The organism is Bacteroides faecalis, from assembly GCF_003865075.1.
Classification (GTDB): domain Bacteria; phylum Bacteroidota; class Bacteroidia; order Bacteroidales; family Bacteroidaceae; genus Bacteroides; species Bacteroides faecalis.
The window spans coordinates 94,026-118,883 of record NZ_BHWB01000014.1 but is presented as its reverse complement, the minus strand read 5'-3'; the positions used below and the strand labels follow the sequence as shown (position 1 = coordinate 118,883).

Here is a 24,858-nt window from a genome sequence, read left to right as displayed (position 1 = left end):
GACTTCGCCACGGGCATGCTCTGTTACGCCTATATGGACCGTGGGGACCGCATATGGCTCTGTCAGGGTGACCATATCATCCGCTATGACACCCGCACAGGCATTGCGCAGCGGCTGGTCTCCCGTTTAAGAGGTGATATAACCGCTATCAGCGAGACGGACGGTACAAACCTTTTCATCGGTACCGTGAACGGACTTTTTCCGGTACGGGAAAGGGACGGTGTCCTTGAGGCGCTTGCGGACACGGACAGCATCCGGACGCCGGTCAGCGAACTCTACTACCACCCCGGTTCGAAGAAACTGTTCGTGGGAACCTTCAGGAAGGGCATACTTGTATACGGAGTGTCCGCAGGCAGTACGCTGCGGAATGTGGCCGTCAACCGGATCACCCCTCTCAATGACCGGGAGCTGCTGATAGCCACGGGCGGAAGGGGGGTATACAGGATGGATATGGACTCGCTAGTGCCCAAACCCTATATAACCGCCGACTACGCCAGCCACAACGGCATGAACGGAGACAATATCAATGACATTTATGTGGATGGCGGGGACCGTATCTGGCTTGCCAACTACCCCGCCGGAGTCACAATCCGGAATAACCGCTACCAGAGCTATGAATGGTTCCGGCACTCACCGGGCAACAGCCGGTCGCTGGTTAACGATCAGGTGCATGATGTCATCGAAGACAGCGAAGGCGACTTGTGGTTCGCCACCAGCAACGGGATCAGCCTGCTGCAGCCTGCGGTAGGACGGTGGCGCTCCTTTCTCAGCCGGTCCGATGGGATACAGGATGGCGGGAACCATATCTTCCTGACGCTCTGCGAGGTCTCGCCGGGTGTCATCTGCGCCGGCGGGTACGCTTCGGGCCTGTACAGGATCGAAAAGAAAACCGGGAGGGTGGAATACTTTCCCCCCTCCTTTGCAGCAGAGGGGCGTCCAGACCAGTATATCAATGACATCGGAAAAGATTCCGGAGGATGTATATGGACAGGGGGCTGCCACAATCTCAAACGTTTCGATCCCCATGACGGCACAGTACGCCTGTACCCGGTCCCGGGCCCCATCACCGCCATACTGGAGAAGGCTCCGGAATGGATGTGGATCGGTACCGGCATGGGGTTGTACCTGCTTGACGGGCACGGGGGGACCTGCAGACATATCGCCTTTCCAGTCGAGGCGGTTCATGTCTATGCACTGTACCAGGCACCGGACGGGCTCCTGTATATCGGCACCGGCGGGGCGGGACTTCTCGTCTATGACAGCGTGGAGGACAGGTTCGTCCGCCAATACCAGACCGAGAACTGCGCCCTGATATCCAATAACATCCATACCATTGTCCCCCGTGCGGACGGCACCCTGCTACTGGGGACCGAAAACAGCGTGGCCCTGTTCCGGCGTGAGAGCGGCACTTTCAGAAACTGGACGGCAGAACAAGGGCTGGCAAGCGTATGCCTCAATGCCGGGGTATCCACTTTCCGGCACGGGGAAAGCTTCGTGTTCGGGAGTAACACCGGAGCCGTCATGTTCCCCTCCGACATGAGGATACCCGCCCCGCATTTTTCTCGGATGCTCCTGCGGGATTTCATGATCTCCTACCGCCCCGTCTATCCCGGGGACAAGGGATCCCCCTTGAGGGAGGATATTGACAATACCGTCAGGCTGGAACTTGCATATGACCAGAATACCTTCTCCCTGGAAGCTGTCTCCATCAACTACGACTATCCCTCGAACATCCTATATTCATGGAAATTGGAGGGGCTCTACGAGGGCTGGAGCCATCCGGTCCAGAGCGGGCGGATACAGTTCACGAGCCTGCCCCCAGGCAACTACACCCTGCGTATCCGTGCCGTCTCCAATGAGGAGAAATACAAGGTGTATGAGGAAAGAAGCCTCGGTCTGAGTGTCGCCCGGCCGCTGTGGGCGGGTACATGGGCCATTGCCGGATATGCGTCATTGTGTGTGTTGGCTGGGGTGGTGTCTTTTCGCGTTGCCATGTTGCGCAGGCAGAAAAGGATATCAGACGAAAAGACGTGCTTCTTCATACATACTGCCCATGATGTCCGTACTCCGCTTACGCTGATCAAGGCTCCGCTGGAAGAGGTGGTGGAGAAAGACATGGTGAAGGCGGAGGGGATGGACAATGTACGGATGGCCCTGAAAAGCGTGGACGGACTTCTGGGATTGGTCACCAGCCTGATAGATTTCGAGAGTACGGACAACTACACCTTGAGACTTCATGTCTCGGAATATGAGCTCAACAGTTATCTGGAGACGACCTGTGAGGCATTCCGCACATATGCCTCCATCAGGGACATCGATATCACCCGTGAGAGCGGCTTCCCTTACCTGAATGTCCGGTTTGACAAGGACAAAATGGACTCTATATTGAAGAATATACTGTCCAACGCACTGAAGTACACTCCACGGGGCGGGAGTATCCAGATCCGTGCCTTCGCGGACCGGCATGTATGGGGTGTGGAAGTGGAAGACACGGGGATTGGCATTCCACCTGAGGAACGGAAGAAACTGTTCAGGAACCATTTCAGGGGCAGTAATGCCGTCAATCTGCAAGTGGCGGGAAACGGTGTCGGACTGATGATGGTACATAGGCTGGTAAGGCTGCACGGAGGCAGGGTCCGCGTTACCAGTACCGAGGGGAAGGGGACCATGGTATGTGTTATTTTTCCCCTGAGGAGCAGACGCCTTGACAAGGCATGCCCCGTTGCTTCGCCCAGGAAACAGGATACCGGGGAAACCCGCATGGGACCGGATTGCGGCCCCATGCGTGAGATCCTTCCAACAATGACCGGCGGGGACCGGCAGCGTATTCTTATTGTGGAGGACAATGACGATTTGCGGACCTACCTTGAGGGGCTGCTGAAAGAGGAATACCTGGTCCAAACCTGTTCCAACGGACGGGACGCGCTGCTTGTGGCGAGAGAATACAATCCGGACCTGATACTTTCGGACGTTATGATGCCTGAAATGGGAGGGGACGAACTTTGCGCGTCCGTCAAATCCGATATTGAGACATCCCATATCCCGGTCATGCTGCTGACCGCCTTGGGAGATGAGAAGGACATGCTGGAGGGGCTGGAAAACGGAGCTGACGCCTATATCACCAAACCGTTTAGCATAAACGTGCTCAGGGCGAATATCAGGAACATACTGGCAAACCGGGCACTGCTCAAACGGGCATACGCCGGTCTTGAGGACGGAGTCGGACAGGTTCCGCCGGACTGCCACAATACCCGGGACTGGAAATTCATGGCCTCCGTAAGGGAATGCGTCATGAAGAATATCGACAACCCCGGTTTCTGTGTGGACATGCTCTGTGGCATGCAGAACATGAGCCGCACCGGATTTTTCAACAAGTTGAAGGCGCTCACCGGCCATGCCCCGGCTGACTATATCCGCTCCATGCGGCTGCAATATGCGGCACAACTGCTCAGGGAAAAAGACTGTTCGATAACGGAAATCTCGGATGACTCGGGGTTCTCCGATGTCAGATATTTCAGGGAGGTGTTCAGGAAGTACTATGGAATGAGCCCGAGTGAGTACAGGAATTCGATGAGAGGATAACATCACGGGCAGACAGACTCCAGGATATGGCAGGTCTTATTGTCGGAGATGGTGTATGTTTCGCTCCGCACCGACAAGCCGGGCACGGTTAACTCGTTCACCGTAATGATGAAGGCGAACAGCCGCCCTGCCCCAGTATTGAGGCTCGTGCCTGATAGGGATAGTAGAAATAATAGTGTTCGTCCAACAGCCCGCCTGTGAGCGGTGTCGGACTTTCAGTTTTCCATACGAGACCGCCCGTGTCGGCATCCCTCTCGGCTGTCAGTTTCACGTTGGAATAGACTGTTTGAGTGCCCCGCACCACGTATAGGCCGCAGGCCCCGCCTTCGGAAAACTTGGTTTGGCAGCCATTCTCCACAGTACGGGTGGTTTTGCGAACAGCCGACGTATATCCACCATCGGTAACGGAGAAAGTAAGTTGCTGCGCCTTGTCTTGGTTGCCCGGGAGCTCTTCTTGCGTACAGGCGGCAAGCGATAGGAGCACCGCCGCCGGAATCGAATGTAGAATGCTTTGCTACAGTTTCTTTCTTTAATGTGATTAAAAAGCGCACACGGCCAGAAACCTAACTTTATAAGTACTTATCATTACTTTCCAGAGTGGCATCTGGAAAGTGTATGGCATATGCATTGTTAGGGCTATAATATGCCTCCGTAGACGACCAGTAAGAGGTGGTATAAATTGGCGTCGGACCGCCGGCAGCGACGAGGGATGGGTTGACTATATAATTCCAAATTTCGGCATTCGGAAAATCTTTCATCATAATCTTATCATCAGTAAGTCGGGCTGGGGTTAGTCTGCCTGTGGGGTCAGTGTCTTTCGGTATACAGAAGACGACACCGGCGACCGTCTTGCCCGCTACGGATTGCGGCTTCGGGTCTGCGATGACCTGAGCTTTCCCATTGGGATAGCGTTTGCGCAGTCCGCCGTCCGAAGTGCTCCTGCCCGAATAGATGTAGTCCCCAGCCTTCACTTCATCGGCAGTGTAGTGTATTGTTTTGGCTACCGCCACATTCTCCTCGCCGCCATCAATCCAGGTGTTGCCCGGCACCGTCTGCACCACGTCTATTTCATTCGTTTTTCCTCCGTGACACCTTCGCCCGCCATGAGCGTGAACTCTACTTTTGCCATGCGGTGGTTGAAACGGAGGCTGACGGCTTGGTCATAACCTCCCACTACGGTGACGTATAGAAGGCCGAAGCCGGCATACCCGCCACTTTGGTCGATATCGGCATTCGGAGTCCGTGCCGTGACACATGTCTCGGTAGTGCTCTTCCGGTAAATGGTGTTTTCAGCATCCTTTGGGACAGTATTGCCCGAGGCGTCCATTACGTACCTTTGGAGGCTGAGCATGCCATCCAGCATCACTCCTATCTCCTTGCCGCCGGCACGGGGGTGCGGTTGCGCCACCTCCGCTGTCAGTCGCAATGGGTACTTGCCATCGGGTAAACGTGTAGTAGATTCTCCCGTTTCCATCTTGCCGCAAGAGACGAGTAGCCCGCCCGCGAGCATCAACATCGGCTACCAGCCGCTGATGCGCATCCATCGTCCGGAATATCCTGTTCCTTTCACATCGTTATTTTTCTTTGTTTTATGTGGTTAGAAAGCGCACACGGCACGCACATTGAGTGCGCCGTCCTTTTCGCTGAGCTGTGCGAAGGCATTGTAGAAATACACGCTAAAAGCGCCATTCTTATTACTGGGGCTCTCCGAAGAAGACCAGAAACGTTTATGGTTATTGCGCGGTGACAATGCGTCACCGCCAACGGCGGAGATGGAGACTTCGACTATATCCCTCGTCTCTGTGTTGTCCCGTGTGTACGCAATATTATCGACATCCTTATAACATAGCATGTGCAGTTCCTTTACCGACGGCAAGAACCATCCGGTGCTGTTTGCCGGGGCTGGATTATTTGCGATAAATGTTTTCAGGACCTCAGCAGGATTGACCAAGGCATCGGTTTTGCCGTTTGTCTTGCAATATCCGTTATACGCCCACAGCACTTTCGTGTTCTGGTAACCGAGTATCCTGTTTATGTTGCCGGTCGCATCGAAACCAGTGGCAATGTTTACGTACTCATCCTTATCGACAGGATTGAAATCTGTTCCTCTTTGAAAATCCGCCACCCAGTCGTTAACGTTTTGCCACGAGACGTTGCCCGGAGCATCTTTAATCGACACGGCAAGGCCATGGGTGCAATTGGGATGTTCTTTCACCATAATCTTGTCGAAATCCAGAGACGCCGGCGTGATCCGTCCTTCAGGATTGGTCTCTGCCGGTGTCCAGAAGACGATGGCCGCCACGCTTGCCTTCTGCTCCTCGGTCAGGGTAGTACCCTTAGGCAGCAGGTTGCCGTCGGCGAGCAGGTAATCTCCCCGTTGCATCGTGTAGTCCTTTACAGTTGTCACCGCGCCGTCCACCTTGTATCTCTTGTAACTGCCGGTAGAAAGGCCGGACGGGGTTATGGTGAACTCCTTGCTTCCCTCGTCATAATGTCCTTCGATAGTCGGTGCGGGAGTCGCGTGATTCACCAAGTAGCGGTATGTACCATCGTTCACGCGCAGCGGCTGGGCAATGCCAGAGAATGTAGTGGCGGGTGACACGGCGTAATCAGGAATCCTCTCGTCGGTAAACTTGTATTTAACGGTATTCGGCATCTCGATGACGGCCAATGCCATACGATGGTTCATGGTGAAAGAGAGGTGGAGGGTGTTGTCTTCCCCTGTCGTTGCGGAGCCTTCGGCAGTCATCAAGTCGGAGGCGGTATATGCCGCATGAGTACTTTGGTCGTCCTGAGGCTGCCAAGCGGAAACCAACGGGGCGAAGAATTCCGTGTCGGTCAAGGCTGAGCCTGTGGGAGTGGCAGTCTTTCCGCTCATATCCGTTTAGTAGGGATAGTAGAGGTAGTAGTGCTCATCCGACAATCCCCCCACAAGTGTCGTGTTGTCCTTGGACTTCCACACGAGGTCGCCCGTGGCGGCATCCCTCTCTGCGGTCAGTTTCACGTTGGAATAGAGGGTTTGAGTGCCGTGCGTCACGTATCGCCGTCAGGCATGTTTTTCCTGCCGCTATGAACAACGGCGGGGGTATATGGTTATCCGGATGTTGCCGATGGAAAAAATCGGCTGGAAGAAGAAATAAATTTCTCGCAACGTTTCACAACAGCTTTGACCTGATGCTTTTCAACACACGCCACACCGTCATGCCTGAGAGCTTTATTCTCTTCCTAAGCAGATAGTTGGCAATCCGTTGCGCTCCCCATCTTCTTGTCTCACGCACAGATTAAGGATAATGGTTTCAATTTCAGGTGTTATCTTCATATTGGCAAGTCTTGATGAACGTTTAGACTTATCGGACAATTCCGACTTGCCTTGTTCTTTCTCGCAATTTATCCAACGGTATAACGTGGAACGGGTAATCCCGCACCGAAGGGCAGTTTTTGTCACAGAACCCGTTTCGACGTATAGCTCAAGCCATTTTTGGCGCATCCGTATATCTTCTTTCATGCAACGAAGATACGGATTAAGATTTGCCAACGAAAAGAAAAAGTGTAGCGTATCTATTGATACTTTGCAATTAAATACTACTCCGCTTTTCAGCCATCTCCTTAATACCAGCCTGTCAATCTACACATTGTTGAGAAGCCATTCATGATTAATATGATCAAAACAACCCTTAATGTCACCTTCCAGTATCCATTGTGGTAAACAGTCTCTACTCAACCATCTATGAAGTGCGTCTATTGCATCCGCAGTACTTCTAAACTTTCTGAACCCATATGAGTTCGCATCCGCTTCACTTTCAGTTATAAGTTCTAAAGCCATAAGATATATCCTGCACGGCTCTGTCCTTCATGGTTGGTATTCCCAAAGATCTTGTCTTGCCATTTGCTTTGGCTATGTTGACCTTCCTCAGCGGGAAGGCCTTATATCCTCTCCTTTTCAATAAACATATAGCTTCTATTTTCTTGGCATCAGTGTCCCACTTCATATGGTCAACCCCTGCCGTACGTTTACCTTTATTGGAAGTTACTTTCCTTATCGCCAATGCCTTGGCTTCGTAGGAAGTGGCAAGTAGGTACCGTAAGGCCTTTACCTTGTTGTACCTCTTTTCTTTGTGGGCCTTTGCTATTCGGACCTGCAGTTTTCTCACTTTACGCTCATATTTGGAAGAATCGATATCTTTTCATGTCGTGTTTCGTACGGTTAAAGATGCACACTCGGCTTTTGCCTTGCTCATTTGCAGTTTCTTCATTTTATTAAAGTTCTACAATCGTTTCACAAAGAATTACCCTGCGGAAGTCTGCCTGATTTCGCATGGGGTGATGTTTAAACCTCTATCCTCCGCATTACACAGAATCATTCACTTTCTCCGCAATCCTTTACCCGCACCACATTCGGCTTTTCTTGCAATTGGCTTACCTGCCTGACATAGACAGGAGAAATACGGGTTTACCAAGTTCCGTACAAGTAACTGACGCCCGACTTAGAGCCCGCCCCTCCACCGCCAGTATGATGTCCGTGTAGCCTTACATTCCCAAAAGACTATCCTGACTACCCACCTTTTGGCTATAGCTTATAAATATCCGTAAGCTATTTCTTTATTACGATGGTGTAGCGATTCACATATGTTACTCATATCAGTCAGCCTAACAGCCTATACATTGGATATTTCTGTAAAGGACTGCATTGTCAAGAGGGCTTCGCACTAAACCATGACTTGGTAAAGCACGCCTCTTTAGACTACTATTGACAGAACAATAGGTTCAGGCACAGTGCTGAACAATTACTTGTACGACTTCTTGTCGCACGGAATACCTAAAGATACAAAAAGGCCAACTAATTCGCAATAATTTGGCTATGAATTAGTTGGCTAATTTTATATTATTTAATAAATACCCCTATTCAGTTCGATTAATGGAGCTGAACTATAAATTTGGACGTTTGCCTTCTTATACAAGATTGACATTCATTGTTTCCGCTATTGTTTTGTTTTCAATCAGCATTCAACTGTATCAACATGAACAGTCGTTTGAAAACTTGAAACTCATTTTCCAAAAACATAAATAATCAACAGATTATTAAAGGTAATCAGTTGGACTATACATTATCTCAGAAAATATATCTATTTGACCTTCATTATATCTTTCAACAGTCCCAACGGCTCATCTGTAGTGATAAAGTCGACTTTATCCCAAAAGTATTGCATGTCCTCTTTTTTATTAACCGTCCATACATTCACTTTTAGCCCCAAGGCATGGCAACTTTCAATCCAATCGGTATAACGGTAAAATTCAGAGAAGTGATAATCCGGTCCGGCACTACCCAATTCTTTCAGTTGTTGTGGAGATAAGTCCCCTTTCAGATAATATACAGGAGTGCTTGTGGGAGCCTGACGGATCAGTTCCTTTAATGCGTGAGACGAAAAGGTGATATATATCATCCGGGGTTCGAGTCCCATCTTCTTTATCATCGAAACGATCTCTTCAACAGCTTTTATCTCCCGTTCGGGTTTACTATGAGCTTTCAACTCCAGCACCAGCTTCAAAGATGTTTTCCGCTTAGCTGTTTCCAGAAGCTCTTTTAAGGAGGGTACGCATTCTCCATTCGCTAACCATAACCCGGTTAATTCCTTCAGAGTGGACTCTTCAACCTTATGCCCTTGAATAATCCCATCATGGCTAACCACCAAACCATTATCTTTTGTCAGCCAGACATCAAACTCCGAACCATAACATCCTATAGAATCCGCTTTCAACAAAGATGTAATGCTATTCTGTGCTGATCCTTGGGTTTTCCAGAAACCACGATGGGCAATCACCCGTGTTTGTGCCGAAGTATTGGCAATCATAAACATAATTGCCAATAAACACATTACCTTTTTCATTTTGTCCTTTCCTCTAATTGTTAGTTATATAAGAGCTGATTCTCTAGTATCCCGGATTCTGCACTAGATTGGGATTTACTTCTATCTGATCTTGTGGAATAGCAAGCCAATAGTTCTTGGGAGCGGTAAAATTACGAACGCCGGTTTCTTTCATGTCCGTAAGTTTATAAAAACTATCAGCGGTTTTTCCGGATAATGTCCAGGATTTCTGATAACGCATCATTTCAGTATGGGCAATTTTCCAACGGCGCATATCATGGAAACGTCTGCCTTCCATAGCCAATTCAATGGAGCGTTCATCATGTAATATTTCGCGCAACTTCTCTCCTGAAGGAATACCACCGGCTTTTGCCCATGAATCTGCAAAGGTAGGTAATCCGCAACGTTCACGTACTTTATTCAAATAGGACAGACTGGCAGTACTCAGTGTGCCGCTATATTCGAAATCCGCTTCTGCATAACTCAGATAGAGTTCGGCCAGACGCATATAAGGAAAGCACCAACGGTTGTAGGTTATTTGATCGGTAGTCCTATTATAGGTATCATATTTAGACACCCATTTCTGACAATAATAACCGTTGTCCGTTTGATACTCATCCTTGGCATTGCCATTATTCTGCTGCATTTCACCACGTCTGCATTTGAGCACTATTGTCTTTCCCTGCACGTCATAATTTCCACGATCAAAGCCAATAGAGGCATAAAAGCGCGGATCACGATTCCTGTGAAAACGTACCGTACTATCACCTGGTGCAATGGAATACGGATCAAGCTTCTTAGTCTCGGGGTCATCTGCCCAAGGTAGACCGTTCTTGGTATAATACCTACTCACACAATCCCACGTCGGGAATAAGGACCCTCTAAAACCTTTGGTCGAATAACTTGTAAATTCAACACGAGGAGCCATATTCTTGATACAGTAGGAAATAGTTCCCTGTTCAGCAAAGCCAAACAGGACTTCATTCCAGTTAAATCCGCTACCACTGATCCCATCACCGACAAAGGCTTCATGATAGTTTTTCTTCCCTTGCTCCAAGTCATTGGTCGAATTTCCATAAAGTTTGTAACCGTTCTCTTCGCAAAGGTCTATGGCCTCTTTGGCAGCATCCATCGCTCTCTTCCACTTTTCCCGGTCATAAGTCTGGTTAATCAGAAAAGTGCCGTCGGGGTTTTTAAAGTCGGAATAAAACTCACTATTCCCATTGACTAACGGCGAGGCGGCATAAAGCAACAGCCGAGCCTTGAAAGCCAAGGCAGCAGAAGAGGTAGCCCTGTTTCTCTTACTTGAATCCCATACGCCAGGAAGTAATCTAGCTGCTTCCGAATATTTATTGGCAATGAAATCGACACATGTATCATAAGGAGAACGGGAGGTCATCATCTCGGCCGGAGAACTTTCCATTGGTATTTCCTTGTCAATAATAACTATCGGTCCATAGTACTCCAGCATGATCTGATGATAATACCCGATCAAAAACAGCGCTTCACCTTTCCACCAGCTCAGGTTTTCGGGGGTAATGTCCGATACCCTATCCAGATTATTAAGCACATTATAGCAATTGCGGATACTTTCCCATACTGCTTTCTTCACAGCACCCTGCGGATAAGATTTTGCTGTATTGCTCCATAATGAGTAATAAGTCGTTGTTGGGGATTCTTCCCCATAAACCAGACTGCGGAAATGAAACCAGCGCGTTGTTCCTCCTTTGCTCGTTATGATTTCGTTTCCTCCGGTAAAATCAGGAAATTGTTGGGGATGGAAATAGTTAGGGATATTCGCGTAGCAAGACAGTACCATTCCTTCAGCCTGATATTGTGTTCGGTAGATATCATCCACGGTAGCAGTACCTTGCGGAACCACATCAAGAAAATCACATGATGCCATCATTAAACAGCCGATTGCCGACAGGCATAACTTTGTATATATATTTTTCATAACTTATTCTGTTCTTAATTAATAATGAAACTGAATCCCGATCTTGGCCGTGCGCTGTAGCGGATATTTCAAACCATTCCCACTTCCCATTTCAGGATCCCAGGTACTGAACGGAGAGAATGTCAGCAAATTAGTACCTGCTGCATACACACGCAGCCACGGGAAGAAGGAATAGCCCAGTTCGGCATTCTTCAGGCGCAGGAAAGCTGCGTTACGTAGGTAATAAGTGCTGGTTTGCGCATTGTTCGTGATAAATTCGGGTGATAATCGGGGATAGGCGGCACCGGCTACATTATTGCTTTCCGACCAGTGGTCATCAACGATATACTGTGCAATGTTATATCCTTTATGGCCCGCTTCGCTGAACGGATGAATATCGCTCATCATTAAACTGACTTTGGCCACTCCCTGGAAAAACAGAGACAAATCCCACTTTTTATACTTCAACGTTCCTCCAAAACCATAGATAATCTCCGGAATTTCAGGATTGCCGATAATCGTCCTGTCATAACCATTCACCACGTTATCACCATTCAGATCTTTATATTTAATATCTCCCACCGTATAATTTCCGAACGACTGTTTGGGAGATCTGTCTATTTCCTCCTGAGAAGTAAACAATCCGTCAGACACATATCCCATAATACTGTTTATCGGGTGTCCGATTCTTGAAGAATAGGGTTCTACATTCACCGGTTCGTCTATCTCCGTAATCTCATTATGTGCATAGGTCAGACTACCGTTCAGGCGGAGCACCCAATCTTTGCCAATTACTTTGCTGTATGCTACACTCATATCCACACCCTTATTCTTTACCGAGCCAATGTTGGCATAAGGCAGCATACCTGTCACTCCCATTGTTGAAGGGACGGACGAACGTTGCATAAAAATTCCACTACGGTCTTCCTTGAAATAATCAATGGTTATATCCATAGATTCAAGAAGGGTCATATCGACACCTAAATTCAGCTTTTTCGATTTCTCCCATGTAGCGTTCGCATTACCATAAATATTTACAAGCGGCCCATTCACGCGGGTACCGCTACCAGTCCACCAATCCAAATTATTATTCATACTGACTTCTGTTACATAGGGAAAGCGAGTGGCAAGCGCATCATTTCCGGTCAATCCATAAGTAGCTCGGATTTTCAGAGTGGAAACTGTTTTTTTTAACGGTTGGAAAAACTTTTCATTAGAAATAGTCCATCCTAGGGCAATCGCAGGGAAGAATCCGAAACGATGCCCGCTTCTGAAATTCTCCGAGCCATTATAACCAAAGGTAGCCTCAAGCAGGTAACGCTGACCAAAACTGTAGGTCAGACGTCCGGCCATCCCTTGCTCACGGTAAGGAAGAAGATCTTTTTCAGCTCCGCCGTCCTTCACTTTCTTGGTTTCTTTCATGTGGTAAACAAGGGTAGCTCCCACATCATGTCCACCAAACTGGCGTGAGTAGTCCAGCGCTCCCTGTAAAGACCAGACACTCTCTGTCGGATCACGCCCGGAATTGCTCTTCAGATAAGGTTCTCCCGGCTCACCGATAGTCGAAGTCTTATAAAGGTAGTTTCCCTGATCATCCATCGTATAGTCATCAGATACTTTATAGTAGAAAGGTACAATCCAATGATCCAGCCAGTTAAAACTGTAATTATAGAAAGATGCCAGTCCGGTGAGTTTTAACCCTGGTGTGACAAACTTCAAGTCCTGTTCGAGATTGAAAGCGGTCGTCATATAGACATAATTTCGTTCCGTATAACCTTCACTCAATTTGGCGTAAGGATTCGGCTCTGATTTTCCCACATCCCACGGATCATTGCTACCGTAGCGGATGTATGTATCCCCTGGTTCAGCAGGAAGTGTAGCAGGAAAACGTACGGGATTCCCATGCATGGAATAGGCGAACAAATTCCGGGTACTTGTTTTGGGGGCATGGTGGTAGAACAACTGCGTATTCATATTTAGCCCCACTTTCGTCGTAGAGGTAACACGGGCTGTCACATTACTCTGAAACAGGTATTTCTTGTTGCGCATACCCACATCAAGCTTATCTTCCTTGGGTTGCCGGATGATACCATTTTCATAGAAGATTCCAGCATTCAGGAAGTAATCCACATTTTTGCTTCCGCCCTTGATGGAGATATTCAAATTCTGATTAACGGCGAAGTCTTTGAACAACATACTGTACCAGTCATTGTTTGGGAACAGGTAGGGATTTGCATTGGCACGTGTTTTATCTATCTTATCCCGGCTATAGAAAGGCTCATACTCTTGGTTATTGGCAATAGCCTGATTATAAACGGCTTCATTATACATATCCATGTAAGTCGGGCCATCTGCCATTTTCTGCACATAGGTAGGCATGGAGAAAGTATTATCAAAGCGGATATCTACAGACATTTTCTCGGAAAGCTGTCCTTGCTTGGTAGTAACGATGATAACTCCGTTAGCCCCCCGTGAGCCGTATAGGGACGTTGCCGTAGCATCTTTCAGCACAGAAAACGACGCGATAGATTCTGGAGGAATATTGTTCATCATCGTAGCGTTGATTTCCACACCGTCAAGTATGATCAGCGGTGAGGTATTCGAACCAAAAGTTGATATACCACGTATATAGAATTTCGCCTCATCAGAGCCTGGTTCACCCTGTGTTTGTACGGCGATGATACCTGGAACGTTCCCGGCAAATGAAGTACTAAGATTACTGGATGTCATCTTCAGGTCTTCCGGCTTCACTGCCTGCACAGCTCCCACGAGGGATTCTTTCTTTTGTTTGCCAAAACCGACCACGACCACTTCATCCAGCATCATACTCCTGTCCGGAGTCAAATTAACGGAAATGAACTTCTTATCTTTTACCACTACCGTTTTCTTCTGGTACCCAACATATGAAATGGTCAATGATGCGTTCTTTGCCAACTGTATAGTGAATATACCGTCCACATCTGTTATAACCCCGTTCTGCGTTCCACTTTCCAATACGGTAGCTCCAATAACAGGCTCTCCGTTTTCGTCTCCCACATATCCTTTCATTTCTGCTTTTACTTCTTTTTGCTGGCTCTCGTCGATCTTTCTATTATCTGCCGCCGTTACAACGGAAACGGGAAATAATGTGAAGGCTAACCATAACAGGATGCAACAGCTTTCGCTGGTAAGGCATCCTTGTTTTACTTTACAGTTCATATATCAATAGATTTTTTGATTAGTAGTGTAGATTTTTCTCTGAAATACAGGGAGGTGTGTCGTAATGCACGATGTACCCTCTTTTTTATTCATTACTATACAACTCTGTTCATTTTCTTTTCTATTATTCATTGTGTGTGCAATTTATTTTATAATTATTTCTTTGACTTTATATAAATTACAGTACAAATTCTCAAACTAAGAATCGTTTATATATACGATAGGAAAACAACTCTCTCTTCCGCCCGAAGGCTGGCTGGCAAAAAAAAGTAAATACCTTGTCATACATCAAATTTAGTTGTTAATATATTTGCAAAATTACCCGGAACAACTCGGATAAAATATCAGAAAATGACCTGATATTATAAAATTTAAAGCAAAATACATATTACTAGTGCGATATGAAATCTTTAGGCAGTACTCCGAACTGTTTTTTAAAACAGCTTGAAAAATAGGAGGGGGTACTGAACCCTACCATGTAAGAGACTTCCACCACTCCATAGGTTCCTTCTTTCAGTATGGAAGCTGCCTGCTTCAAACGGAAAAGGCGGAGATATTCGTTCGGACTCATATTTAGGATTCCTTTCAATTTCCGGTAAAAGTTGGAACGTCCCATATTCATTGCATCCGCTATATCATCAATTTGCAGGTCCGTATTATCAAGATGGCGTAATACATACTCATTTAACTTGCTAATAAACATCTCATCGGCCTTTGTCTGCGCCATTGCATCTGCTTTGATAAAAGGAAATTCAATAAAGTGACGGCGTAATCTTTCCCGATTACTCAACAGATTTGCTACATTGGCACGAAGATACTCCATAGAAAACGGCTTTTCAATATACGCATCCGCCCCTTCTTCAAGTCCTTCGATTCTTGATTCCAGATTAGTTTTAGCTGTCAATAATATTACAGGAATATGACTATAGTCCAGATTTTGTTTCAGATGCTTGCATAATTCAACCCCGTCCATCAGAGGCATCATAATGTCACTTATTATCAGATCCACAGATTTCTGTTCAAGAACGTCCAACGCCTCGACCCCATTTTCCGCAATCAGTACATGATACAATGAAGACAATTGCCTGAACACAAAAGCAAGCATATCCTTATTATCTTCTACAACCAATATGGAAGCAACCTCTCTTTTATCTTTATCAGAAACTTCACGATCTTCATCATCATACCCAGGTTTCTTATGTTGTTCTTCCGAATCATCCGGAAGTGTCTGGTGTAATATTGGAATGGAAAGAATGAAACGGTTACAATCTAGCTCCCGGTCCATCACCAGCATACCTTGATGCAACTCTGCCAAGTAACGAGCCATAGCTAATCCGATGCCTGTGCCCGAGACAATATCTTTCCCGTCCCGGTATTGGACAAAGGCTTTAAAAATATTTTCACGCATTTCGATAGGGACTATATTCCCATCATTACTCATAGAGATAGTGAACACCTCATTCTTCTCATCAACAGACAAATGGAGATAAACGTATGTCCGGGCATATTTCAATGCATTAGCAAACAGATTACTGAGAATTTTGGTCAAAGCCTCTTTGTCAACAGAAGCCAACAATTCTTCCTCTGGAACTTCTACTTCAAGTTTAATTCCCCTTTGCTTTGCCAAAGTGGTGAAATACTTATAAACAGAGTGGACGATAGTACCGATATTATATTCTTTCGGATTCAATTTAAAACCTTTATTTTCCGCTTTACGGAAATCAAGTAATTGGTTTATCAGGTTCAGTAACCTCTCCACGTTCTGATCCATAATTTCCAATTCCATCCTTACATTTTCGGAGAGTTCCCTATCAGCAAGTACATTCTCCAATGGGCACTTTATCAGTGTTAAAGGAGTACGGATTTCGTGTGCCACATTTGTAAAGAAATCTATCTTAGTGGTGTAGAGTTCCTGCTCCTTTTCCTGTTCGAACTTCTCCATCTCTTTACGCTGCTTTTCAATAGTACGCTTCCTTAAATAAAAGAAGAGGGCGAAAAATGTACCGAGTATCAATAGGATATAAATCAGGTATGCCCATACGGATAAATAAAACGGGGGCAATATCCTGATCCCCAATGTGCGTACATCTGGATTCCATACACCATCACTATTCGCACCTTTCACGCGTAACATGTATGTCCCATAAGGTAAATTGGAATACGTAATAGGGCCCTTACCCGCTGTATGCCATTCGGAATCATACCCTTCCAGTCTATATAGCAGTGTATTCATGCTCGGTGACTGATAACTTATCGCAGCTATCCTGAAGGAGAACGAATTCTGATTTGACTGAAGTTCGATATGGTTTGACAAAGTGATACTTTGTTTCAATGGAGAGCCTTTTTCTCCGACTACCACCTTTTTATTAAAGAGCATAAAATCGGTAATCAAAACAGAGGGTAAAAAATCATTATCAATAAAGGAGGAGGGGGCAAAGGAGATGAAACCGTTAATACAGCCAAAATAAATCCGTCCATTCTTATCCTTATAGCTGGACTGGTAATTAAACTGGTTACTCAGCAACCCATTAGCAACTGTATACACTTTAAAACTGGAATTCTTCGGGTTAAAATGCACCAGCCCTTTATTGGTTGAAACCCAGAACAATCCCTTTTCATCTTCTTCAATCCGATAAATGACGTTGCTTGGCAGACCGATACCGTCATAACGGACAAAGGTGTTGGCGGAAGGCACAAAGCGGCAGAAGCCACCTCCTTGTGTGGTAAACCATAGCTGATTTTGACTGTCTTCAAAAATACTCAGCACCTTATTGGATGGAAGGGTGGACGAGTCTGCTTCCTCATGTACGAAATGTTCCCAACCACCTGTACGGACATTCTTTTTATAGACGCCATCGGCATAAGTTGCCAGCCATAAATTCCCCTGCTTATCCTCCTTTATATAATAAACAAACGTCCACCCAAGTTCGGGGACGCGTTTAAAACGTTCCGTATCTGGGTTGTACCGAAACAATCCTATTGTTGTTCCAAGATACAGATCGCCCGCAGTTATCCGGCAGATAGAAAAGATATCACTTGCAATATTATCATAGTGCTTTACAGCGTATGTCCTCAAATCAATACGCTTCAATCCTTTTGCAAAATTCCCAACCCACAGATAATCTCCGTCCAAATACAATCCGTGAACATTATGATAAATATCCGGATGAATGAACGGTTCGATTTTTCCAGTACTAGGATAATAATGGAAAAGCCCCTTATCTTCTGTACCTATCCAGAGTGTGCCGTCATGGGCGGCACAAAACTCCCGCACCCTTTTTCCCATTTTGTTTGATTCTTTCTGGGGATAGACTTTATCAAAGTAGGTATATTGCCGGGGGTAATAATTCACACCCCCAAAATAAGTCCCTATCCACATTCCGCCTTCACGGTCTTTGAGAATCGAATAGATGGCATTGTCAGAGATTGAATAGGGATCACCGTTGACGTTCTGCAAGTGGATGATTTTTGCCGTGTGCAGATTATAGATATAAAGTCCCGATTCGGTTCCTATCCATAATTCGTCATCTGAATAAAATGCAAGTTCCCTGATATAAATATCACCTCCCAATTCATCCTTGGAAAGAAGGGTACGGATAGTCTTATTAGTTAGGTTCACTTCTTTCAGTCCGAATACAGTTCCCACATACATGCAATTATAGGGTCCGGGGAGCAATTTATAGATGTATTCATCTCTGAAAGACACTTTTGAATCTTCTGGAAAAATCGGAGTTAAAGTTTTAAGCTTGTCTTTTGAATAATACAGATTTCCATCACGTATGTCCAACCAGCAGACATCGTCCGAATCAAAATAGAGTTGGCCGGAAGTTTTAAGGTTCAGAGTACCGGACCCGTCCGACTGATAATTAACCAACTGGCTATCCTGGGGATTGTAATAGAAGATTCCCCGCGTCTGAGTTACAACCCAGATACCTCCTTTCTGGTCCCCAGTTATCAGATTGACCGTACAGTCTATATCTATGTTTGAATTACTTATCAGAGTAAAATGCCTGACCTTTTCCATTTGTGGGCAATAGACATATAGGCCTACGTCTGTCCCAATCCATATTTGCCCAAGATTGTCTTCATACAAAGAAGTGATGAAATTATTGCCCAAGGTTCCGGATTCTTTCATGAAAGTCCGAAAAGAGATACCATCATACCGGTCAAGACCATCCTTCGTCCCAAACCACATAAATCCTTGTTTATCCTGAAGGATGGCATGGACCGTATTCTGGGATAATCCATTATTGATATCAAGTGAACGGAATGCATATTGTCCTTCATTCAGAACGGCAAGGGAATAAAGAGGCATCAAAGAAAGAAGTATTAATATAACTAAAATACGTAGTCTCTGCATTGTCTTAATTGTTAGTTTCATTAATTAACATACAACAGGATATAAGAATATCCTGAAAAGTGGATATCAGAGCTATTTCAACAGTATATTCTCAGTACGTCCCGGTGTCAGCAATTCCCAAAGGGATGCTACCGTCCAACCGGGAGCAAACATGTCATTATAATATCCTTTTCCATTCCTTCCATAATCCCAGTTGGTGTGCTGGATCACTTCCGGATAATAACCAACTTTTATCACTCCACACATATGTCCTTTATAAGGAAGTAACTGGCACATGGAAGTAGAAATGACTTCAGCAAAATCAGAGAAACGAGGTTCATTATACTCTTTGGAAAGCCAACGGAGCACATCGGCAAATTCAAAAATAAATACATCAATATGATTATTCTCCACCGAGACATTTCCCCAGCCGCGAGTTTTCAGACCGATATCACCCAACATCTGCCCGGGAGCAAACGGAACGTCCCAGACGTAATACCAGGACAAGGCAAAATAAGCCGCTTTTCGTGTCAGAGAGGCATAGTGGTTATGTTCCGTACCATTTGTTATCAATGATAAATAGTAAGTTGCCGTAGCGGTATAGAGGGAAGCTTCCTTATCCTCACAGTTTGCATCCAGCGTAGAGGAGAAATAGTCAGCCTTTGATATAAGCTCTTTTTCCAGATATTCCGCAGTACGCCGGGCAGCGGACAGATAGCGTTTGTCCTTAAAATATTTATATCCCATAACCAGAGGTAATGTAGCGGATGGAGTACTTCCTCCACTTCCGTCAACAACTGTAAAGTCATCATGGAATTTACGTGGAAAACTTCCATCTGGATTTTGCAGTTGCAAGAACATATCGAGCATTTTCTTTAAGCGTTGTTCCCAATCAGGATGGTGACGTTTATACTTCTGTTCATAATTCAGATAATGAAACATGGCATAAATTCCTTCCGACTGACGACGTATGCTATGCACTGGGCGTTCTTCTTTCACATCACTATCATTTTCCAGATTTACCCATTCACGCAAATAACCGGTTTCCGTAAAGCCATTTTCTAAGTAACTATCAAATATCTTTTTACTGCTAGCTGCAAGGTCATCACGTCCATTCTCATTGCCAAACTCCCATGCATTGAAAGCGTTTAGAAGTACGCGACCGACAAAACCTATCTCTGCTACATTCATGTTGGCACAGGCTGCCACTTTCATTTCAGGGCTGGAGTAATAGGCAAGAGCTTTGTCCCCAACAAAACTTTCCACAAAATAATTGCTCAGCACTCCTTTTATCTCTTCTGGAGAAAAAGGTATTTTCACAGGTTGGGGACGGTATGTATCATAACAATATTCCCAAGTATGGCAAATAAAATCTGAGTAGTCTGTAGCCTGCCCCTCGATAAATTCCCAGGTCAGGAGTACTGTTTCTCCTTTTTTTAGATATTGGAAAGATGTAACCTCCGGAGCCAGCGTCAACTTACGAATATAGGTTTTAGGAGCTTCTCGGTAAGGAAATCCAAAAGATAGTGTTGATGTTCCGTCATGGCTCTCAAAGCCGGTGAACCCTAGGGACGTTTTGCCCGAGAGGATGATTTCGCCTGTTTGGTGGGTAGCAAGGGCATCCCATTGAAAATCGTCCTTGCGTGCCACAGTCATATAACGTCCATCTTTCTGATTGAAGATACCGGTAAGGGGTGAGCTCAGACGATCCTCACGTACCAGCCAACTCTCTGATATATGAAATGAAGGAGCACCTTTAGGAGAACGTAAATTGCGACTATACCAGAATCCTGGTAGATAAAACATACAGTCATTATGTCGGAAGCCTGTTTTCAACTGTTGTTGATAATTAAAGTACACGTCTTCCAATGCCGTAATACTTACTACCATTACACATTTAACATTGTCACGTTCTATTCTCTCTGTAATGATTAATGGTATTTTTTCTTCAGACTCTAACAGATAGATTCCCTTATCATCAACGGCTCCTTGAAAAGCAAGGGAATAGTTTCGTGATTGATTACCGGGAACCTTCAAGGAGACTTGTGCAGATATTCTTTTATATATATCATTAACAGTCCTAGCATCAATAGTAATAGTACAGATCATCAGGCAACAAAGCATACATCTTAATTTTGTCATATAAATCAGATAATTTAGTTTATTAATATTCTTTTAATTTGCGTTCCAAAATTAGGATATTACGTATACAAAGAATGTGATTTTTTGAGCAATTATTATAAGATTTCAGTAGAATTCATAAGAAACAGCCCATTAAGTATTTATTTTTTAATCCTCTATTAAGATCCCATTACAATATACACTTATATTTTTATTGGGATATTTAATACTACAAATGTAAATGTGTCAGAATGCGGGCACAACCTCAGGTCCCTAGCCTTTGTATTGACGAGACTTCTTTAAGCTGCGGAGAATTATATACTGTTGTCACTAATCGTGCGGGACGTGGTGGCAGAGGTACACTTGTGACCATGATACGTGGCACGAAGTCTGAAGACGTCATAAAGGTGCTTGAAATGATTCATGTCTCCAAGCGCAAGACAGCCAAAGAGGTCACTTTAGATCTTTTGCCGACCATGATGCGGATCGTCTGAACGGCTTTTCCCAATGCCACTATGACAGGTTATCGGTTTCATGTACCTTAATTCCGCAATACTATTGTAAATTAAATCTTTTAAGTAGAGGTTGTGTCAAAACGCTGACACACCTCTTTTAAATGCTATTTAATGCGAAATTACAAAAATACGCATTTAGATGGAGGCAAACTGTTTGCGCCATTGGCTAGGTGACATGCCCGTTTTTTGTTTGAATATACGATAAATCCATGTGTGGGATGAGAAACCGCACTCTGTGGAAATAGCGTCAATGCTATATTCGGGGTTGGCTTTCATCATGCGAACAGCCTCATTAAAACGAATGTCGCTAAGCCAGGTTCTAAAATTGGTGTATTCTGACTGATTGAAGTATTCTGTCAGTTCGTTTTTCTTGTATCCCAACTTGGTAGCTAGCGAATAGATGTTAACTTCATAGTCCTTATAAAATCCCTCTTCACACCATTTCTTGAGGGCTAATTCTATTTCCATCTTTCTATTAGCTGTCAAGATATTTGTGCCATGAGTGTTCTTGCCGTCTTTCATGTCTTCTGCTTCCGTGACTTTTGCTTCTGCGTCATTTTCCTCAGGAATGACTTCTTTGGGTGTGATGTAATAGCCCATAGCAATGAAAGTGTGGACGAAAAAGATGACAGAGAGTAATATCAAGGGACCTATTATATATAATAAGGTATTGAAGAGGATTGCTACAGGAAGGAGTCCAGCAGCAAAGTATAGCAAAATGATGCTGGCTTGCGAATAGCGCACGTATGGAATCAAGTCGATTCCGAAATTCTCCATGAGCTTCTGCTTTCGGGCTTTTGTTTCTTTGCGAATGATAAGAATAAAATATGCCATGCTAGCCACAAAAAGACCGAGCATCACATAGAGCATATTGCCAATGTGTAAACTTTGACTTTTGAACATGCCAATGACGAAAACTATGGCGATGAGTATGTATGCCATCATACCACGTAAACAATACCGTCGCACTTTGTTGCCTGTGCTTTCTATGTTGATTATGGAGAGAGTGATGGCAAATGCCACTGGAGTATAGAACAATATGTTGAATGCTGCGCCCACATCGGCACCTTGTGCACGGAGTCCATGAATCATCTGTAAGAGGTAGTGGACGGAGAAGAATAGCATGGATGCAACGAGAATCCATCTTGATATTTCGTAGCGCCACACCTTCCATCTCACCTGCAAACTTGCCATGGCTAATTGCAATGCTAGCATGGCTGTAATGACGCAACATACAAGTTGTAATATGAATAACGATTTCATAGTATTGTTATTACCTTAATTCCGCAACACTATAAATTTTAACTTTTATAATATCCTGAACAACAAAAAGTTCTTGGACAAGCCAAGCGGCAAAGCCGAGCGGCTCAGGATTTTGTCATGTCAAAGGATTCACTTAACTTAGTGTTGCAAAAATAGTCAAACAAAACCTCATCAAGCATGGTAAAAGTACAAATAAAATCCGAGAAACTCACATCTTTTGGTGGTATATTTCCAATTATGGAGAAATTCGACAGGATGTTGTCTTGTACAATAGACTCTACTTTAGGTTTGCGTAGCAAAGTGTATGGCTATCAATATAGCGAGATAATACGTTCTCTGATGTGCGTATATTTCTGTGGAGGGTCATGTGTCGAAGACGTGACCTCACACCTTATGGAAGCACTTTGCTTGCATCCACCCCTCCGTACATGCAGCGCAGACACAATACTTAGGGCCATTCGTGAATTGACCACACCGAATCTGACCTACAGGTCTGATTCGGGCAAAAGCTACGACTTCAACGTGGCTTCCGACCTTAACAATCTGCTTGTCAATGCATTGCTGGCAACTGGACAGTTGCTGCCAGACAATGAATATGACTTTGATTTTGACCACCAGTTCATTGAGACGGAGAAATTTGACGCAAAAATAACCTACAAGAAGTTTACCGGTTACAGTCCAGGAATAGCAACGGTCAGCGATGTCATCGTCGGGATAGAGAACCGCGACGGCAATACCAATGTCCGTTTCCATCAGGAAGACACTCTAAAACGTATTTTTGAGCGTTTGGAGAATGCCAGAATACATATAAACCGTGCGAGGATGGATTGTGGCTCATGCTCTGAGGCTATGGTGGAAATGGTGGAGAAGCACAGTCGGCATTTTTATATCCGCGCAAACAGGTGTGTATCGTTGTATGACGATATCTTTGCCTTGCGCGGATGGAAGACCGAATACATAAACGGTCACGAGTTTGAGATATGCTCCATCATTGCAGAGAAATGGGTCGGCAAAGCGTACCGCCTTGTCATACAGCGGCAAAGAAGCATCAACAAGGAACTCGACCTGTAGGAAGGGGAATATACATACAGATGCATACTGACAAATGACTATACTTCGACAGACCGTGACATCGTGGAGTATTACAACAAGCGTGGCGGTGCTGAGCGTGTATTGGACGACATGAACAACGGCTTTGGCTGGAAACGGCTGCCAAAATCGTTCATGGCGGAAAACACGGTGTTCCTGCTTCTGACCGCTTTAATACGAAACTTTTACAGACACCTCATATCTGACGCAAACATGAAGAGCTTTGGACTTAAACGCACAAGCAGAATCAAAACTTTTGTATTCAAGTATGTTTCTGTCCCTGCAAAATGGATTAAGACTGCAAGACAGCACATACTGAACATATACACAAGCAATGATGCATACATGATGGCCTTCAAATTTGATTTTGGGTAGCCTCAAATCTTCGTGGCCTTTTGCGTATTGCCTCAAGTCGCATCATGGGGTAAGGGGATTTTGTCTCTTGCGACTGCACCATTAGGGTTCTTTACGAAAACGAGTCGTTTTAGAGAGGTATCTGCAACCCCAGATATCAAAAATATTACAGGTTGCGGATTTTAGGATGTACAAAAGCTCTTTTATGAGGCAATTGATGAACTCAGGATTACTTATCGCTGAAGGGCACGGGATTTGGAGAGCGGAGAGCGATGAAATTCAGTGGCGCAGAGAGTAAAATAATAAAAAAGTTGGATTTTTATTGACGCGAATCAATTCTTTTAGTATTTTTGCCTTGTCTTTTACCAAAAAAGATTAATAACAGTAAGCGTTAGGCATTATCCATGTTCAGGAAATCCCCAATTTCAAGACAACAATTGGATAATACATCAGGTGTCCCTATGCACTATTATATCTTGTTAGCATATATAGGCGTGAGGCTTTGTGTATTATATGTTGTTGAGTATGGGGATACTTCTGAACGGTAATACCAAAGTTCCCACGCTTAACTTTATATAAACACAACTTCAGGGAACA

General features: G+C 45.0%; 13 protein-coding genes and 2 pseudogenes. 2 read left to right on the top strand and 13 right to left on the bottom strand.

The annotated features are described in order from the left end of the window. The coding region (locus EJF25_RS18875) for a hybrid sensor histidine kinase/response regulator transcription factor (protein ID WP_148098101.1) at positions 1 to 3,582 on the top strand (3,582 nt) is incomplete at its 5' end. Positions 3,583 to 3,679: 97 nt separating this feature from the next. Here the strand turns inward: EJF25_RS18875 and EJF25_RS25860 are convergent. The 13 genes and pseudogenes from EJF25_RS25860 to EJF25_RS18800 form a co-directional block, all read right to left on the bottom strand. After that, complete coding sequence (locus tag EJF25_RS25860; protein ID WP_157998589.1) at positions 3,680 to 3,883, bottom strand: hypothetical protein; 204 nt, start codon at positions 3,881 to 3,883, stop codon at positions 3,680 to 3,682. A 268-nt stretch (positions 3,884 to 4,151) separates the two neighbouring features. After that, positions 4,152 to 4,643, bottom strand: coding sequence for an Lcl C-terminal domain-containing protein (locus EJF25_RS18865; RefSeq protein ID WP_004318655.1), 492 nt, complete (start codon positions 4,641 to 4,643; stop codon positions 4,152 to 4,154). A 2-nt stretch (positions 4,644 to 4,645) separates the two neighbouring features. Beyond that, positions 4,646 to 5,056, bottom strand: coding sequence for a fimbrillin family protein (locus EJF25_RS18860; RefSeq protein WP_225720212.1), 411 nt, complete (start codon positions 5,054 to 5,056; stop codon positions 4,646 to 4,648). A 123-nt stretch (positions 5,057 to 5,179) separates the two neighbouring features. After that, the gene (locus tag EJF25_RS18855) at positions 5,180 to 6,460 is read right to left on the bottom strand and encodes a fimbrillin family protein (RefSeq protein ID WP_004308132.1); all 1,281 of its coding nucleotides are present in this window, start codon (positions 6,458 to 6,460) and stop codon (positions 5,180 to 5,182) included. A 263-nt stretch (positions 6,461 to 6,723) separates the two neighbouring features. Beyond that, a pseudogene (locus tag EJF25_RS18850) lies at positions 6,724 to 7,087 on the bottom strand (helix-turn-helix domain-containing protein); the annotation flags it as partial. 120 nt (positions 7,088 to 7,207) lie between these two features. Continuing rightward, positions 7,208 to 7,405: a reverse transcriptase domain-containing protein gene (locus EJF25_RS18845; protein WP_008775183.1), complete on the bottom strand. Its 198-nt coding sequence runs from the start codon at positions 7,403 to 7,405 to the stop codon at positions 7,208 to 7,210. Beyond that, positions 7,383 to 7,733, bottom strand: a complete 351-nt coding sequence (locus EJF25_RS18840; RefSeq protein WP_004308130.1) for a reverse transcriptase N-terminal domain-containing protein — start codon at positions 7,731 to 7,733, stop codon at positions 7,383 to 7,385. Before EJF25_RS18840 ends, EJF25_RS18845 begins: the two co-directional genes overlap by 23 nt. 972 nt (positions 7,734 to 8,705) lie before the next feature. Then, positions 8,706 to 9,467 carry a glycerophosphodiester phosphodiesterase family protein gene (locus EJF25_RS18830; protein ID WP_004308129.1) on the bottom strand — a complete coding sequence of 254 codons (762 nt, stop codon included), beginning with the start codon at positions 9,465 to 9,467 and terminating at the stop codon, positions 8,706 to 8,708. Between the two features lie 43 nt (positions 9,468 to 9,510). After that, a complete protein-coding gene (locus EJF25_RS18825; RefSeq protein ID WP_004318653.1) occupies positions 9,511 to 11,403 on the bottom strand; it encodes a RagB/SusD family nutrient uptake outer membrane protein in 1,893 nt (630 codons plus the stop codon). An 18-nt stretch (positions 11,404 to 11,421) separates the two neighbouring features. Beyond that, positions 11,422 to 14,580, bottom strand: a complete 3,159-nt coding sequence (locus EJF25_RS18820; protein ID WP_004318652.1) for a SusC/RagA family TonB-linked outer membrane protein — start codon at positions 14,578 to 14,580, stop codon at positions 11,422 to 11,424. A gap of 391 nt (positions 14,581 to 14,971) precedes the next feature. Continuing rightward, entirely contained in the window at positions 14,972 to 18,940 is a 3,969-nt protein-coding gene (locus tag EJF25_RS18815) for a two-component regulator propeller domain-containing protein (protein WP_004318650.1), read from the bottom strand. A 72-nt stretch (positions 18,941 to 19,012) separates the two neighbouring features. After that, complete coding sequence (locus tag EJF25_RS18810) at positions 19,013 to 21,061, bottom strand: hypothetical protein (protein WP_004318649.1); 2,049 nt, start codon at positions 21,059 to 21,061, stop codon at positions 19,013 to 19,015. Between the two features lie 629 nt (positions 21,062 to 21,690). Next, positions 21,691 to 22,647, bottom strand: a complete 957-nt coding sequence (locus EJF25_RS18800) for an AraC family transcriptional regulator (protein ID WP_229128097.1) — start codon at positions 22,645 to 22,647, stop codon at positions 21,691 to 21,693. Between the two features lie 348 nt (positions 22,648 to 22,995). Here EJF25_RS18800 and EJF25_RS18795 point away from each other — a divergent pair. Then, a pseudogene (locus EJF25_RS18795) lies at positions 22,996 to 24,282 on the top strand (IS1380-like element ISBfi1 family transposase). The last annotated feature ends 576 nt before the right edge of the window (positions 24,283 to 24,858 follow it).